The following is a 14,495-nucleotide window of genomic DNA, read 5'->3' on the forward strand; positions in this document are numbered from 1 at the left end:
TTGTCACGAGCCAGCCTAGACGAGTGCCGCCAAGTCACTGACCACAACGTCGGCGCCCGCTCGGCGCAGTGCTCCTGCGCCAGCACCGCGGTCAACACCAATGACCAGACCAAATGCGCCGGCTGCACCCGCTTGCACACCACTGATGGCATCCTCGACCACCACAGCATCGCGCGGCGCCACCCCCAGATTCTTCGCCGCGTACACGAAAGTATCGGCGGCTGGCTTACCCGGCAGGTTGTTCTCATGCGCCACCACGCCGTCAACAATCTCCACGAACCGCTCACGCAGCCCAGCGGCCGTCAGCACCGGCACCGCGTTCTTCGACGAGCTAACCACCGCCAACTGCGGTTTTTCGCTTGCCGACGCGTCCCCCGCGCCCTGTAACTCGTCGAGCAGCGCAACCGACCCCGGGTAGGCCTCAATTCCCCTCTCGACTCGCGCCAAGAAGTCATCATTTTTGCGCTTCCCGAGCCCGACAATCGTCTCGTCTTTCGCTGTGTCCTCATCGCTACCGTGCGGCAGCGAAATGCCGCGAGATTCCAGGATTGCTGCGATGCCCTCATCGCGGCGGCGGCCATCGAGGTAGGTGAAGTAGTCCTCCTCTGTGTAGGCCGAGACGCCCTTGTGCTCGAAGTAGTCGCTAAACATGTCCGCCCACGCCTGCTCGTGCACATCGGCGGTAGGGGTAATCACTCCGTCGAGGTCAAAGAGGATTGCGCCCGCGCTAAGGAGGAATTCTTTGGCCTTGGCGAGGTTGGTAGCACTATCGGTCGTGGAATTAGTCATGGGGGGTCGCAGCTCCTTGGACGTTGCAGACTGCATTTTCTCAATTAACTTCCCAATCAACGCTAGCAACGTTGCCCCTACCCCGCTTGTGAACCCGGGTATCTCGAATCTGAGACTCATGGTGCGCTTCCCCCAAAAACAAAACTGCCGGCGCGCATGCGGAATTGGCATCAGAGGTTAGCCAATACCACCTACACACCGGCAGTCTGGGTAGTTATTTTGTTATTTCAGGCTCGGCAGCCGCAGCCCGACCAAGAATTAACCCTGGTCGATGCCCTCGCGCTTCTTGAACTCCAGGCGACGGCGGTGCAGGATCGGCTCGGTGTAACCGGACGGCTGGTTCACACCATCGAGGATGAGCTCCTTGGCAGCCTGGAAACCAATGGACTTGTCGAAGTCCGGAGCCATCGGCAGGTATGCCTCATCGCCCTCGTTCTGGCGGTCAACGACCTCGGCCATGCGCTGAAGCGAATCGATGATCTGCTCCTCGGTGACAACACCGTGCAGCAGCCAGTTAGCCAGAGTCTGGGAGGAAATACGCAGGGTAGCGCGGTCCTCCATCAGGTCAACATCGTTGATGTCCGGCACCTTGGAGCAGCCAACACCCTGCTCAACCCAGCGGATAACGTAGCCCAGGATGGACTGGCAGTTGTTGTCCAGCTCGTTGGCCTTGTCCTCATCGGACCAGTCAGCGCCCGGCTCGCCAGCCTTAGCTGCCGCTACCGGGATGGTGAGCAGGTCACCGAAGGTGTCACGGCGACCGTCGGTAAGCAGCTTGTCCTGAACGCCGAAGACGTCAACCTCGTGGTAGTGCGTAGCGTGCAGCACACCACCGGTCGGGGACGGAACCCACGCGGTGGAAGCACCCTGCTTCGGCTGACCGATCTTCTGCTCCAGCAGCTCGGCCATCTGCTCGGTCATGGCCCACATGCCCTTACCAATCTGAGCCTTGCCCTGCAGGCCGTGTGCCAGACCGGAGTCGACGTTGTTGTCCTCGTAAGCCAGCATCCACGGAGCGGTCTTCTGAACAGCCTTGCGGAACATCGGACCAGCCTGGATGGAGGTGTGGATCTCATCACCAGTGCGGTCCATGAAGCCGGTGTTAATGAAGACGACACGCTCGGAAACAGCCTTGATGGCGGCGTCCAGGTTGACGGAGGTACGACGCTCCTCGTCCATCAGGCCGACCTTCAGGGTGTTGTGCGGAAGACCCAGCAGCTTCTCAACGTCTGCGAACAGCTCGTTGGTGAATGCAGCCTCATCCGGGCCGTGCTGCTTCGGCTTCACGATGTAGATCGAACCGGTACGGGAGTTCTTACGTGCGTTGTCCTGATCCAGGCCCGGGATTGCACACACAGCGGTGACGACGGCATCCATGATGCCCTCGAAAATCTCCTCGCCGTCGCGGTCGAGGATGGCCGGGTTCTGCATCAGGTGGCCGACGTTACGGACCAGGTTCAGGGAACGACCGTGCAGGGTGACCTCGGAACCGTCAAGAGCGGTGTAGGTGCGGTCGTCGTTGATGGTACGGGACAGCTTCTTGCCGCCACGGGTGAACTCGACTGCGAGGTCACCGACGTTCAGGCCCAACCAGTTGGTGTAACCCAGGGTCTTGTCTGCAGCGTCAACTGCGGCGACAGAGTCCTCGAGATCCATGATGTTGGTGACAGCGGCTTCCAGGATGATGTCCTTGACGCCAGCCTTGTCGGTCTTGCCAACCGGGGACTCCGGGTCAATCAGCAGCTGGATATGCAGACCGTTGTGCTTGAAGTAAATGGACTCCGGCGCGTCCTTGTCACCGGTGTAGCCGACCAGAGTCTCCGGCTCGCGCAGGCCGGAGGTAGCGCCGCCTTCCAGGGTTGCCTGCAGGTGACCGTCGACGATGTCGTAAGAGGTGACGTCCGCGTGGGAACCGTCGACCAGCGGCAGAGCCTTGTCCAGGAAGTTACGACCCCATGCGATAACGCGGTCACCGCGGACCTTGTTGTAGCCCGGGGTGTCCTTCTCCGCACCGCCATCTTCAGGAATAGCGTTGGTGCCGTACAGCGCGTCGTAAAGCGAGCCCCAGCGTGCGTTCGCAGCGTTGATGGCGAAACGGGCGTTGAGGACCGGCACAACCAGCTGCGGGCCAGCGGTGGAAGTGATCTCGGTGTCGACGTTAGCGGTGGTGACCTGGAAGTCACCCGGGTTGTCAACGAGGTAGCCAATTTCCTTCAGGAATGCGACGTACTCATCCTGATTCTGCTCGCCCGGGTGTTCCTTGTACCAAGCGTCGAGCTTTTCCTGCAGCTCATCGCGCTTGGCCAGCAGCTCGCGGTTGCGCGGAGTGTACTTAGCGACAATGTCACCGAAGCCGTTCCAGAACGCGTCCTTGTCCTCAATGCCGGCGGCGGGGAGTGCGGTGTCATTAACGAAGTCGTAAAGAACCTTCGCGACCTGCATTCCACCTGCCGAAATACGCTGTGCCATTGCTCTCCTCAAAACTATTGATTGCAATTTGCCCATCCAGTCACGGCCACGTCAGCGGCTCACACTGGATGCGTTGTTCCCCTACTGTATGTGATTCGGCGCACTTATGAACCGTCTTTTTCCATAACCGCCAACCGCCAGCCCGGTATAACGCCGCTCACATTTGCCATTTCATTCGCTTTACGACGAGCACCCCGCGAACAGACCCCACCCCCTCCCCGATGACCATTCGGGCATTTAATCCTGACGCCACAACCAGCCCTCCCCCACCCACATTGACCGCAGTATCCCCGGCACTCTTTCCTCCAGCCACGGAACACCACATGCAATGGGAAAGTGTCGCGCCTCACAGACATTTACTATTGCGACCTGCGTATGAACGGCCAGCAACCAATCGCGTCGCTACAGCCTCCACCTTCAAACCAGACCATAAAAGCGAGATGACAACCGAGCCCCTGACCACTATCCAGGGATGCTCCGGCGGGGTATTGACGGTGTAACGACAGTGTATTTAGAAGCCCGTTTCTACTTTTACGGCCATAATTTCGGGGGTAGCGAAACACCCCCTAAACCCCAAACACCGTTAACAGCCAGCTTTGATAATTACCAAAATATAAATCACCCCAAAGCGGGGGGAACATTATTAGCGAGCCAGCCATAGGGAATTAACAGTACAAATGTACCGGCCGGTCACAGGCGAAAATTGTTAAAGCCAAGCTACACATCACAATGTTTGCAATCTTCACAAGTGTTATCCGTATTACATACTTGAATTCACATCGGAAGCTGCTTGACGAACGTAGCGCTATGCCCCAAAATGTGAGGCATGGCACGCGGAAGCGGACATTGTTTTTGTTCGCGTGTTTGTGTGCAGGGGTACAGCACTTTGCTAGCGCCCCCTGCATTCACGTGACACCGCGGTCACTATCGGGTCAGCCTGTAGATCGGTTCTGTCGGAATTGTTCTTAAGTCAGCACCCGGAGTTCAAAAAGCAAGCAAAAGGAAGTGACTCCGTTTATGTCTAACGTTGGTAAGGCACGTACCGCCGCCGAAATCCAGAAGGATTGGGACGAGAACCCGCGCTGGGAAGGTATCACCCGCGACTACACCGCTGAGCAGGTTGCTGAGCTCCAGGGCTCCGTCGTCGAGGAGAACACCCTCGCTCGCCGCGGCGCTGAGATCCTGTGGGAAGGCGTCAACGTTAAGGACGACTCCTACATCAACGCTCTGGGCGCACTGACCGGTAACATGGCCGTTCAGCAGGCTCGCGCTGGCCTGAAGGCTGTCTACCTCTCCGGTTGGCAGGTTGCTGGTGACGCTAACCTCTCCGGCCACACCTACCCGGACCAGTCCCTGTACCCGGCTAACTCTGTGCCGAACGTCGTTCGCCGCATCAACAACGCTCTGCTCCGCGCAGACGAGATCGCTCGTATCGAGGGCGACGACTCCGTCGACAACTGGCTACTGCCGATCGTCGCTGACGGTGAGGCTGGCTTCGGTGGCGCTCTGAACGTCTACGAGCTGCAGAAGGCTATGATCAACGCTGGTGCCGCTGGTACCCACTGGGAGGACCAGCTCGCTTCTGAGAAGAAGTGTGGCCACCTGGGCGGCAAGGTCCTGATCCCGACCCAGCAGCACATCCGCACCCTGACCTCTGCTCGCCTGGCTGCTGACGTCTCCAACACCCCGACCGTCATCATCGCCCGCACCGACGCTGAGGCCGCTACCCTCATCACCTCCGATGTTGATGAGCGCGACCAGAAGTTCATCACCGGCGACCGCACCTCCGAGGGCTTCTACCACGTCCAGAACGGCCTGGAGCCGTGCATTGAGCGTGCAAAGTCCTACGCTCCGTACGCTGACATGATCTGGATGGAGACCGGTACTCCGGACCTCGAGCTGGCTAAGAAGTTCGCTGAGGGCGTCAAGGCTGAGTACCCGGACCAGCTCCTGGCTTACAACTGCTCCCCGTCCTTCAACTGGTCCGCTCACCTCGAGAAGGACGAGATCGCCAAGTTCCAGAACGAGCTGGGCAAGATGGGCTTCAAGTTCCAGTTCATCACCCTGGCTGGCTTCCACGCTCTGAACTACGGCATGTTCGACCTGGCTTACGGCTACGCTCGCGAGCAGATGTCCGCATTCGTCGACCTGCAGAACCGCGAGTTCGAGGCTGCCGAGAAGCGCGGCTTCACCGCTGTCAAGCACCAGCGCGAGGTTGGCGCTGGCTACTTCGACCGCATCGCCACCACCGTCGACCCGAACTCCTCCACCACCGCCCTGAAGGGCTCCACCGAGGAGGGTCAGTTCTAAGTCACTCGGCTTAGGGCTTAGGTCAAGGACCTAACTTCAACACCCAGCGAGGGTTGCACTTGCAGCCCTCGCTGGGTGTTTTTGTGTGTTCATCGACGTGTCGACTCCGGGCCGTCGTGAAGCGTGCAACCTTTCAACGAGCTTGACTATTGCCAGCTACCCCGCAATGCATCTGATTTCATAAATGCCTTCCCACCTGGATTAATGTGGTTACCCCCGTGGCATTTTTACAACATGTGTCACAGTAGTCACACTGGTAACATCCGTATCACCCTTTGTGGTCATGGGTACAGCTTCCTGTGCGTATCCCATGCCCCCGTGGATAGTTTTCGGAGCTTTTCAATCCTTCCTCGCCAACCCTTCGGGATTTCAGTTGCGCGTGGTTGCCACGGGGAATATTCACTTCTCCACGAAAGATACGTTTATGAAATCCGGACTCTTCTCACGCATGTCCAGTACGCTTTCCTCCAAGAACTCAGTCAGGCCCGCCACTGTCATTGCAGTAGCTACTGCCGTAGTTTTCGGATCCGCCTCCGTAGCCTCGGCGCAGGATATGAACAGCCTTCTGCCCGGCGCATCGTCTGACGGCAACGTTGTCGTCACCGACAGCCCACGAATCCAGGTCATTGTCGGGGAAAACAAGGGTGAAGACACCGTCACCGTCGAAATTAAGAACAACTACGACAGCAACTTCTCCTGTTTCGCTCCGGGTGTTTCTACCGATGCGAAGAAGCCAGCTCAACTGCCTAACACGGTGACTGAAGCCGAAATCGTCGCGCAGGCTGTGGATTACTACCGCACCTGGCCAAATGTCCCTTCCGATGGCATCAACGTACCTCTCCTGGGTGTCATCCCCACCAACGGACTGTTGGAATTTGTTCCGGACGGGCTGCTGGGCTCCGCCCTGGGCAAGCAGCTGAACACTCGCGCGCAGCTTTTCCGCGCCTGGGAGCAGGCAAAGTTGGCCGGCCATACTGGCGAGATTCCCGTCTTCGAGCTCAAGCCTTTCGACACTTCCACTCACGAAGTCGTTCTGAATAAGCCAGGTTCTGGCGAGCGAACAGATTTCGAGGCCGCCGCTCTCGTCTACTGCACGGACAACGATGATCCGCATAAGCAGCAGTACGTCTTCGCGGGCTACGAATCCGGCAAGGCTCCCAGGGTCGGCGGCTTCGGCGGTTCACTCGGCTCGCCTGGCCTCCCGTCTCCCTCACTAAAGATGTCGTAGTAAACCACCGCTTTACGACGCCCCCTCCCCGGCCCCTTATCCCTTCGCCTCTAAGGACCTGGATTCCATGACTTTCTCTCTATCTCGTGTAGCTAAGGCCGCCACTCCTGCAGTGGCTCTAGCCGCCACCGTTACTCTGCTTTCCACCACTCCCGCTCTTGCAGATACCCACAGCAATGTCGTGCCCGGCGCGGATCAATCCTCGATTGTCGTGCACACTGACACGAAGCTGCTGACCGTTACCGTGGATGTAGCTGATGCTGCCGCAACTGAAATTTCCGGAAAGGTCACCAACGCCTCAGATAAGAAGTTCACCTGTGCTGGCCCACGTGGCTCCGGCAAGGTCGCAGGCGACGTCACCACGTCAAAACTGGTGGCGGAGTCTGAGGATTATTACCGCAAGAACACCTTCCGCGAACTGCCCAAGGTGCCAATCCAGATCGGTGGCATCCCCATCATTGGCAACATTCCGCTGGGACAGCTGGACCTGGGAATGCTCGGACCGCTCCTACAGGGACTCGGTGGACTGCTTGGCGACCCGAATGCCCAGCGCAACCAGATTGCAAAGGACTACTCCACTGAGCGTGTGAAGGGTCACGCAGGTCTGATTGACGCGTTCACCATTGAGCCTGGTGCAACTCACGACTTCTCCGTCTATCTGAACAACCCGAGCTCAGGTCCGCGCACGGATTTCGATGCTGCCGCCTTCATCATGTGCACCGATGAGAGTAATGCCGCATACGCTTTCACCGGTTACGAGGAGGGAACTCGCACACCAGGCAGCGCATTCTTCGGCTCCCCAGGCCTGCCATCGCCGCAGAGCCCGGGCTTCCAGAGCCCAGGCTCACAGGCCCCTGATAACCCCGAAACAGTACCGGCAGCAGAAACTGCCGGTACCGAGGCCGAGGCCTCAGAGTAGTTCCGCTGCCCGGGTCTCCTCAGATCTCCCGGTCCCTTCTCCAGGTAACTGTCCTTGAGTGACCGCTCAGCGGACAGACGTACGACCCTTTCGATAGAAAGCAATGCCATGACCTCTCGCAAGACCCTGCGCATCACCACGGCAGTAGCCTGTGCCTCCGCATTTGCCCTCTTGTCTGCTCCGGCTGCTATGGCAGACAGCGCAACTGCGACCCATACCGACAGCCAGTCCATTTACAGCCGCACTGTCAGCAACACGACACCGGCTCCAGGTGAAATCATCACCTACGCTCAAACCTTCACCACAACCTCTGGAAATGACTACATCTACGACTGGAAGAACAACGTAGACTCCTGCCTCGAGTACCAGTCGGGTTCTGCAACACTCCAGATCGGCAACGCTTCCGCAATCACACTCCCCGAGGACAAAGTGACTGCTACGCCAGGTGCCACCGCCATCAAGTCCAATGATGCCTCCGGCTACTGGACCTTTAACAAGGACGCCCCGCACACGTTTACTCTGCAGTACAAGGTGAGTGACGCATGCGCACAGGGCAAGGAACTCACTTCTGGGTTTTACTACAAGTACGGAAGCTTTCTGAGCTCAAAGACCTACGGCAGTGACAAGTTCAATGGCGGCCCAGGAATTACCGTTGTCGACGCTAACCGCGTCCGCACGTCCGTAGAGCTGGTTGACACTCCGGACACAGCAGTGGTGGATCGCCCGCTCACCTTGAAAGCAAAGGTTACTGCCAGTGCAAACGACGGCGTGGACGCTCCTTCCCTGGCAGGTAAGAAGGTGAGCTTCGTCAGTGGCAGCCGCACCCTCTGCACTGCCGATATCGCTGCCATCACCGGCACAGCCACGTGCGATTGGACCCCAACCAACACCGGAAACTTCGAAGTCAAGGCAGTCCTCGAGGACTCCGCTGAGATCCTCGGCAGCAGCTCGGCCGCCAAGTCCATCACCGTTACCGTCGCCCCGCCCGAGGCTCCCTCGGAGCTAAAGGCCGAACCCGCCAACGCTTTTGCCAAGGCACAAACAGTCATCAGCGGAAAGGCTGAGCCGGGCACCACTATCGAAGCACTGGGCCCTGGCGGCGCCCGCTGCGTAGCTAAGACCGACGACGAGGGTGCGTTCTCATGCAACCTCGGATTCCTACCGGCTGTCCCGGGCACTGTCTCCGTCACCGCAGCCCGTGGTGACGCAAAGTCGGAACCACGCCAAATTTTGGTCAACACGCAACCTAGCTTCTTTGATTCCTTGAGCTCGCCTGGCCTGCCGAAGTTCGAGTTTCCGACCTCCGGCAACTAAGCGTGCCTGAGAACCTCAGCACCTACACACGCAAGCAAAGGTTGCAACGGTTTTCTACACAAGTTCAGCAAAGCCCGCGATATGCTGGGCAGTATGTCGAAAACCTATGTCGGATCCCGCCTCCGCCAGCTACGCCGCGAGCGCGACCTCAGCCAGGCTGCGCTCGCGCAGGCGTTGGGCCTCTCGGCTAGTTACGTCAACCAGATTGAGCACGACGTCCGCCCGCTGACTGTGCCCGTGCTGCTCCGCATCACGGACACATTCGGCGTTGACGCGACTTTCTTCTCCCGCGATGACGATTCTCGCCTCCTCGCTGAGGTTCAGGACGTGGTGATGGACAAGGAGATCGCTAAGTCCCCCATGGACCTGCAGGAGATCTCGGAAATGGTTCGCGACCATCCCGACATCGCCCGCATCATGGTGGATATCCACCGCCGCTACCGCAACGTCACGGACAAACTCTCTCTGGCCACCGAGGAGCGCAACTTCGGCAACAGCACCGACACCGCCTCCGGCTCACAGGCGCTGACCATGCCACACGAGGAAGTCCGCGACTACTTCTATGCCCGCCAGAACTACATCGCTTCGGTAGACACCGCCTCCGAGGAGCTGGCTCGCGAGCTGCGCATCACCGACGAGACCACCGATGTGGTCTCTGTGCTGGCCGACAGGCTGTCCAACGACCATGGGATTCGGATTGCGCTGGAATCGTCGTTAGGCGATGTGCAGCACAGCCTTGATCGGCGGACGAAGACGCTCTACCTCGCGCGGCACCTCTCGCCGGGGCAGCGGGCCTTCCGCATGGCCACGGAGCTGGGGTTTTTGGAGCAGGGCGAGACCATTTCCGAGGCTGTCGCGTCCGGGCATTTCATGTCGGAAGAGTCGCGGAAGCTGGCACAGCGCGGTGTCGCGACGTACTACGCTGCGGCGCTGATTCTGCCGTATGAGGCGTTCCATGCGATGGCGGAGTCGAAACGCTACGACATCGAGTTACTGTCACGCACGTATGGGGTCGGCTACGAGACCATCTGCCACCGACTGTCCACGATGCAACGTCCCAGCTTGCGCGGCATTCCGTGGACATTCGTGCGCGTCGACCGCGCGGGTAACATGTCCAAACGCCAATCCGCCACGGGCTTCCACTTCACGCATTCGGGCGGTACCTGCCCGCTGTGGAACGTCTACGAGACTTTCTCCTACCCCGGCAAAGTCATGCGGCAGGTCGCACTCATGCCGGACGGTCGGCCCTACATGTGGATTTCGCGGACTGTGGAGCATCACGCGGCACGTTTCGGCAAGCCAGGTAAGGTTTTTGCCATCGGTTTGGGCTGTGAGGCCCGGCACGCTGAGCGCACCGTGTACGCCGACGGACTCGATCTCGCGGACCTCGACGCAGCCACTCCGATTGGCGCCGGCTGCAGGGTCTGCTCCCGCGAGGCATGTCCGCAGCGCGCGTTCCCGCCGATTCATCGGGATATCGACATCAACATGCACCGCTCCACCGTCTCACCGTACTAATTCGCTTTACGACGGGCGCAGGACCGGCCTGCGGCTTGGGCTTGGTTGGCGACGGGCTGGGTTGGCGGTGGGATTGGGGGGCGGGAAATGCCCAAAAAGAAAGGCCCAAAAAGAAAGTGCCCAGGCTTATAGCACTTTTGTGCCGAATTTCTCGGTCAAACTGCTATAAACCTGGGCACTAACTTGTGAATGTCTGAGCCAGGTCCAGCCCAGTGAAGGCCTGGGACCAGCGAAGACTGGCCCCAGCGAAGCCAGAGCCAGCGCCACAACCCCTTACAGGTTGATCATCTTGCCCATAACGCCCTCGGCTGCTTCCTTCATGGCCTCGGACATAGTCGGGTGAATGTGGACGGCACGGCCGATTTCCTCAGTGGTCAGCTCGTACTTCTCAGCCAGGACCAGCTGCGGCATGAGCTCGGAAACATTGGCGCCCACCATGTGGCCACCCAGCAGCTCGCCGTATTCGGCATCTGCAATGAGCTTCACGAAACCAGCCGGCTCCGCCAGGCCCTGTGCCTTACCGTTTGCAGAGAACGGGAAGGTGGAGACCTTAATCTCGCGACCGTTCTCCTCTGCCCACTTCTTGGCCTGCGCCTCGGTCTTACCGAAGGAACCAACCTGCGGGTTACAGAAGGTTGCGCGCGGCATCATGTTGTAGTCCGGGATGGTCTCGGTCTCGTGTCCCGCCATGTGCTCAGCTGCGATAACGCCCTGTGCCTCAGCGACGTGTGCCAGCTGCAGCTTCATGGTGACGTCACCGATGGCGTAGATGTTGTCGACGTTAGTGCGCATGTACTCGTCGATGACAATCTCGCCGCGCTCGCCCAGCTCAACACCGGCCTTGTCCAGGCCGATGCCCTCGGTGCGCGGTGCGAAACCGATGGAGACCATAACGCGGTCGACGGTCAGAGTCTGCTCGTCTCCGCCATCCTTGGCCTCCACCTTGACCTCAACCGAGTCGCCGTTGTCCACGATGGAGGTGGTCTTGTGCCCGGTCATGAGCTTGACGCCCAGCTTCTTGTATTCCTTGGCAATAACCTTGGAGACGTCTGCGTCCTCGTTCGGCAGAACGTTGTCCATGAACTCGACGATGGTGACATCCACGCCGTAGTTAGCCAAGACGTACGCGAACTCCATACCGATGGCGCCAGCGCCGACGATGACCATGGAGTCCGGCAGCTCGTCGGAGAGAATCTGCTCTTCGTAGGAAACGATGTTGCCGCCGACCTCAACACCCGGCAGAGAACGGACGACGGAGCCGGTCGCAATAATCGCCTTGTCGAAGGTAATTTCCTTGCCCTTGTCATCGCCATCAGTGATGGCCATGGAGGTCGGGCCAGTGAATTCACCGAAACCGTTGATTTCGGTGATCTTGTTCTTCTTCATCAGGAAATGGACACCCTTGACGATGCCCGCGGACACCTTGCGCGAACGCGCGTGTGCGGCACCGAAGTCAAAGGAGACATCGCCGGAGATGCCGAAGGTCTTAGCCTCATGGTTGAAAATGTGCGCCACCTCGGCGTTCTTCAACAGAGACTTGGATGGAATACAGCCAACATTGAGGCAGACTCCGCCCCAGTATTGCTTCTCCACCACAGCGGTCTTCAGACCCAGCTGGGATGCACGGATTGCTGCGACGTATCCGCCAGGACCGCCGCCGAGTACTACAAGATCAAAATGTTCAGCCACGTGCACAAGTCTACGCACGACTTGTCTTTACTTCACGCGCGAGTCCCGGTTTTACCTACTGCGGTCGGCTACGGTGGTGGGCATGGGCACCGACACGGACACCGACTTGGGCAACGATTTCTCCTTCCTCTCCACTGACCTTGTCCCCGATTGGCTGGACGATATCGACGGCTCCCAGGCGCTGACGTGGGCTCGCGCGCAGTCGGAGGCCACCGTCGCAGGCGTCGATTCGCTTTCCGACGACCCGCGCAACCGCACCAACCTGGAACAACGCATCCTGACTGCGCTCAACACCGATGCCCGGATCGCGTATCCGGTGCGGCGCGGCGAGTACCTCTATAACTTCTGGCGGGATGCCGGGCATCCGCGGGGCCTGTGGCGGCGCACCTCGTTGCAGAGCTATCTGGCTGGCCAGGAAGATCCGCAGGCAACCGAGTGGGAAGTGCTGGTTGACCTCGATGAGCTGGCGAAAGCCGAGGGAGAAAACTGGGTCTGGAAGGGCACGGTGTGCCGTTATCCGGATTATGACCGCGCCTTGATTATGCTCTCTCGCGGCGGCGCCGATGCCACCGTGGTGCGGGAGTTTGACCTCGTCAACTGCACTTTTGTCGACGATGAGCCGTTCTACCTCCCGGAGGCGAAGTCCGATGTCTGTTGGTTGGGCCGTGACGAGATTCTCGTTGGCAGTGACTTTGGTCCGGGGTCACTGACGGATTCGGGCTACCCGCGGCAGGTTCGTAGGTGGCGGCGCGGCACGCCGTCGTCAAGCGCGGATGTGATTTTCTCGGGCCACAGTGATGATGTGGCCGTAGGCGGCTGGTTCGACGCGACGGAGGGCTTCGAGCGGCTTTTTGTCGAGCGTGCGCATGATTTTTATAACTCGCAGCGGTTTGTCGCGGCGGGGCGTTCGGGCAAGTTGGCGGTGCAGCAAAACGGGGACTTTTCCCTGCAGATTCTAGAGGTACCGCAGGACTGTCGGACGAGTGTCCATAGGCAGTGGTTGGTGCTGATGCCGCGCACGGAGTTCAATGGCATTCCGGCTGGTGGCGTGGCCGTTGTGGAGCTAGAAAAGTGGCTGGCGGGCTCGCGTGAGGTGGAGGTGATTTTCACCCCTGATGCGCACACGTCGTTCCAGCAGCTTGCGTGGACGAAGAACTTCCTGGTGTTGACATTGCTGGAGGATGTCGCAACGAAGTTGGTCGTTTTGCGGGAGGGCTCATGGAAGCCGGTGGATGCTTTCGGCGAGTTACCTGCGCAGGCCACTGTGAGCGTTATTGATACTGCCTCTGAACGCGACGATGAGATCTGGTTGGTGTCGACCTCGGCAACGCAGCCGGCAACCCTCTGGTACGGGCAAGTCGGCAGCCCGCTCAGGCAAGTGCGACGTGCTCCGGCGCTCTTCGACAGTGCGGGGATGGAGACGCGGCAGCACTGGGCGACCTCAGCCGATGGCACGCGCATTCCGTATCGCATCACCGGCCGCTTCGGCGCGGAGGCGGGCGCTGGCGCAAACGCTGGCTCAGGCGCGGAGGCAAGCACAGATACACCCACTCCGAACCCAGCCCCAACCCTCGTGCACGCCTACGGCGGTTTCGAGGTCTCGCTGGTCCCGCAGTACTCGGCGATCCGTGGCCTGACCTGGCTCGAGCGCGGCGGTTACTTCGTGGAGGCCAACCTGCGTGGCGGTGGCGAATTCGGGCCGGCCTGGCACTCCTCGGTGGTAAAGACTGAGCGGATGAGGGTGTATGAGGATCATCAGGCCGTGCTGCGCGACCTGGTTGAACGCGGCTACTGCACGCGCGAACAGTTGGGTGTGCGCGGCGGTTCCAATGGCGGGCTGCTAACCGCTGTCTGCCTCACCTCTTACCCGGAGTTAGTGGGCGCAGTGGTGTCCCAGGTGCCGCTGGCGGACATGATGCGCTACCACAGGCTGTCCGCGGGAGCCTCGTGGATGGCCGAGTATGGAAACCCGGACGACCCCACCGAGCGGGCTGCGATTGCGCAGTATTCGCCGGTTCAGCGCGTCGTCAAGCGAGAGCAGCGCGCCTACCCGCCAACGTTGATTACGACTTCTACCAGGGACGACCGTGTCCACCCGGCGCATGCGCGGAGCCTGGCGTGGCTGCTGGAAGAGGCGGGACAGCCGGTGGACTATCACGAAAACACAGAGGGCGGTCACGCGGGCGCGGCGGATAATTCGCAGGTCGCGTTCGTCGAGGCACTCATATCTACGTGGCTGTGGAACAAGCTGAAGTAAGG

Annotated in this window: 9 protein-coding genes; 6 read left to right on the forward strand and 3 right to left on the reverse strand. The window is 59.8% G+C overall.

Annotation, left to right across the window (positions count from 1 at the left end):
- Window positions 1–15: 15 nt before the first annotated feature.
- Both HMPREF2787_RS03510 and HMPREF2787_RS03515 read right to left on the reverse strand, forming a co-directional pair.
- Window positions 16–789, reverse strand: coding sequence for an HAD family hydrolase (locus HMPREF2787_RS03510; protein ID WP_246824183.1), 774 nt, complete (start codon window positions 787–789; stop codon window positions 16–18).
- Between the two features lie 258 nt (window positions 790–1,047).
- Window positions 1,048–3,258 (reverse strand): malate synthase G, encoded by a 2,211-nt coding sequence (locus HMPREF2787_RS03515; RefSeq protein WP_070858400.1) that lies wholly within the window; start codon window positions 3,256–3,258, stop codon window positions 1,048–1,050.
- A gap of 1,017 nt (window positions 3,259–4,275) precedes the next feature.
- Here HMPREF2787_RS03515 and aceA point away from each other — a divergent pair.
- The 5 genes from aceA to ramB all read left to right on the forward strand — a co-directional run bounded on the left by aceA (window position 4,276) and on the right by ramB (window position 10,547).
- Window positions 4,276–5,568: an isocitrate lyase gene (aceA, locus tag HMPREF2787_RS03520; RefSeq protein WP_016421960.1), complete on the forward strand. Its 1,293-nt coding sequence runs from the start codon at window positions 4,276–4,278 to the stop codon at window positions 5,566–5,568.
- A 448-nt stretch (window positions 5,569–6,016) separates the two neighbouring features.
- On the forward strand, window positions 6,017–6,796 hold the full coding sequence (locus tag HMPREF2787_RS03525) for a hypothetical protein (RefSeq protein ID WP_141763264.1): 780 nt from the start codon (window positions 6,017–6,019) through the stop codon (window positions 6,794–6,796).
- A gap of 67 nt (window positions 6,797–6,863) precedes the next feature.
- The gene (locus HMPREF2787_RS03530) at window positions 6,864–7,715 is read left to right on the forward strand and encodes a hypothetical protein (protein WP_070858402.1); all 852 of its coding nucleotides are present in this window, start codon (window positions 6,864–6,866) and stop codon (window positions 7,713–7,715) included.
- A 108-nt stretch (window positions 7,716–7,823) separates the two neighbouring features.
- The gene (locus HMPREF2787_RS03535) at window positions 7,824–9,029 is read left to right on the forward strand and encodes an Ig-like domain-containing protein (RefSeq protein ID WP_070858403.1); all 1,206 of its coding nucleotides are present in this window, start codon (window positions 7,824–7,826) and stop codon (window positions 9,027–9,029) included.
- Between the two features lie 93 nt (window positions 9,030–9,122).
- Window positions 9,123–10,547, forward strand: coding sequence for an acetate metabolism transcriptional regulator RamB (gene ramB / locus HMPREF2787_RS03540; protein ID WP_246824184.1), 1,425 nt, complete (start codon window positions 9,123–9,125; stop codon window positions 10,545–10,547).
- Window positions 10,548–10,820: 273 nt separating this feature from the next.
- Here ramB and lpdA read toward each other — a convergent pair whose 3' ends face one another.
- Entirely contained in the window at window positions 10,821–12,236 is a 1,416-nt protein-coding gene (gene lpdA / locus HMPREF2787_RS03545; RefSeq protein WP_049189521.1) for a dihydrolipoyl dehydrogenase, read from the reverse strand.
- 82 nt (window positions 12,237–12,318) lie between these two features.
- Here lpdA and HMPREF2787_RS03550 point away from each other — a divergent pair, with 82 nt between their 5' ends.
- On the forward strand, window positions 12,319–14,493 hold the full coding sequence (locus tag HMPREF2787_RS03550) for a prolyl oligopeptidase family serine peptidase (RefSeq protein WP_083326649.1): 2,175 nt from the start codon (window positions 12,319–12,321) through the stop codon (window positions 14,491–14,493).
- Window positions 14,494–14,495: the final 2 nt, after the last annotated feature.

It is taken from the genome of Corynebacterium sp. HMSC061H03, from assembly GCF_001838215.1.
Lineage (GTDB): Bacteria > Actinomycetota > Actinomycetes > Mycobacteriales > Mycobacteriaceae > Corynebacterium > Corynebacterium jeikeium_D.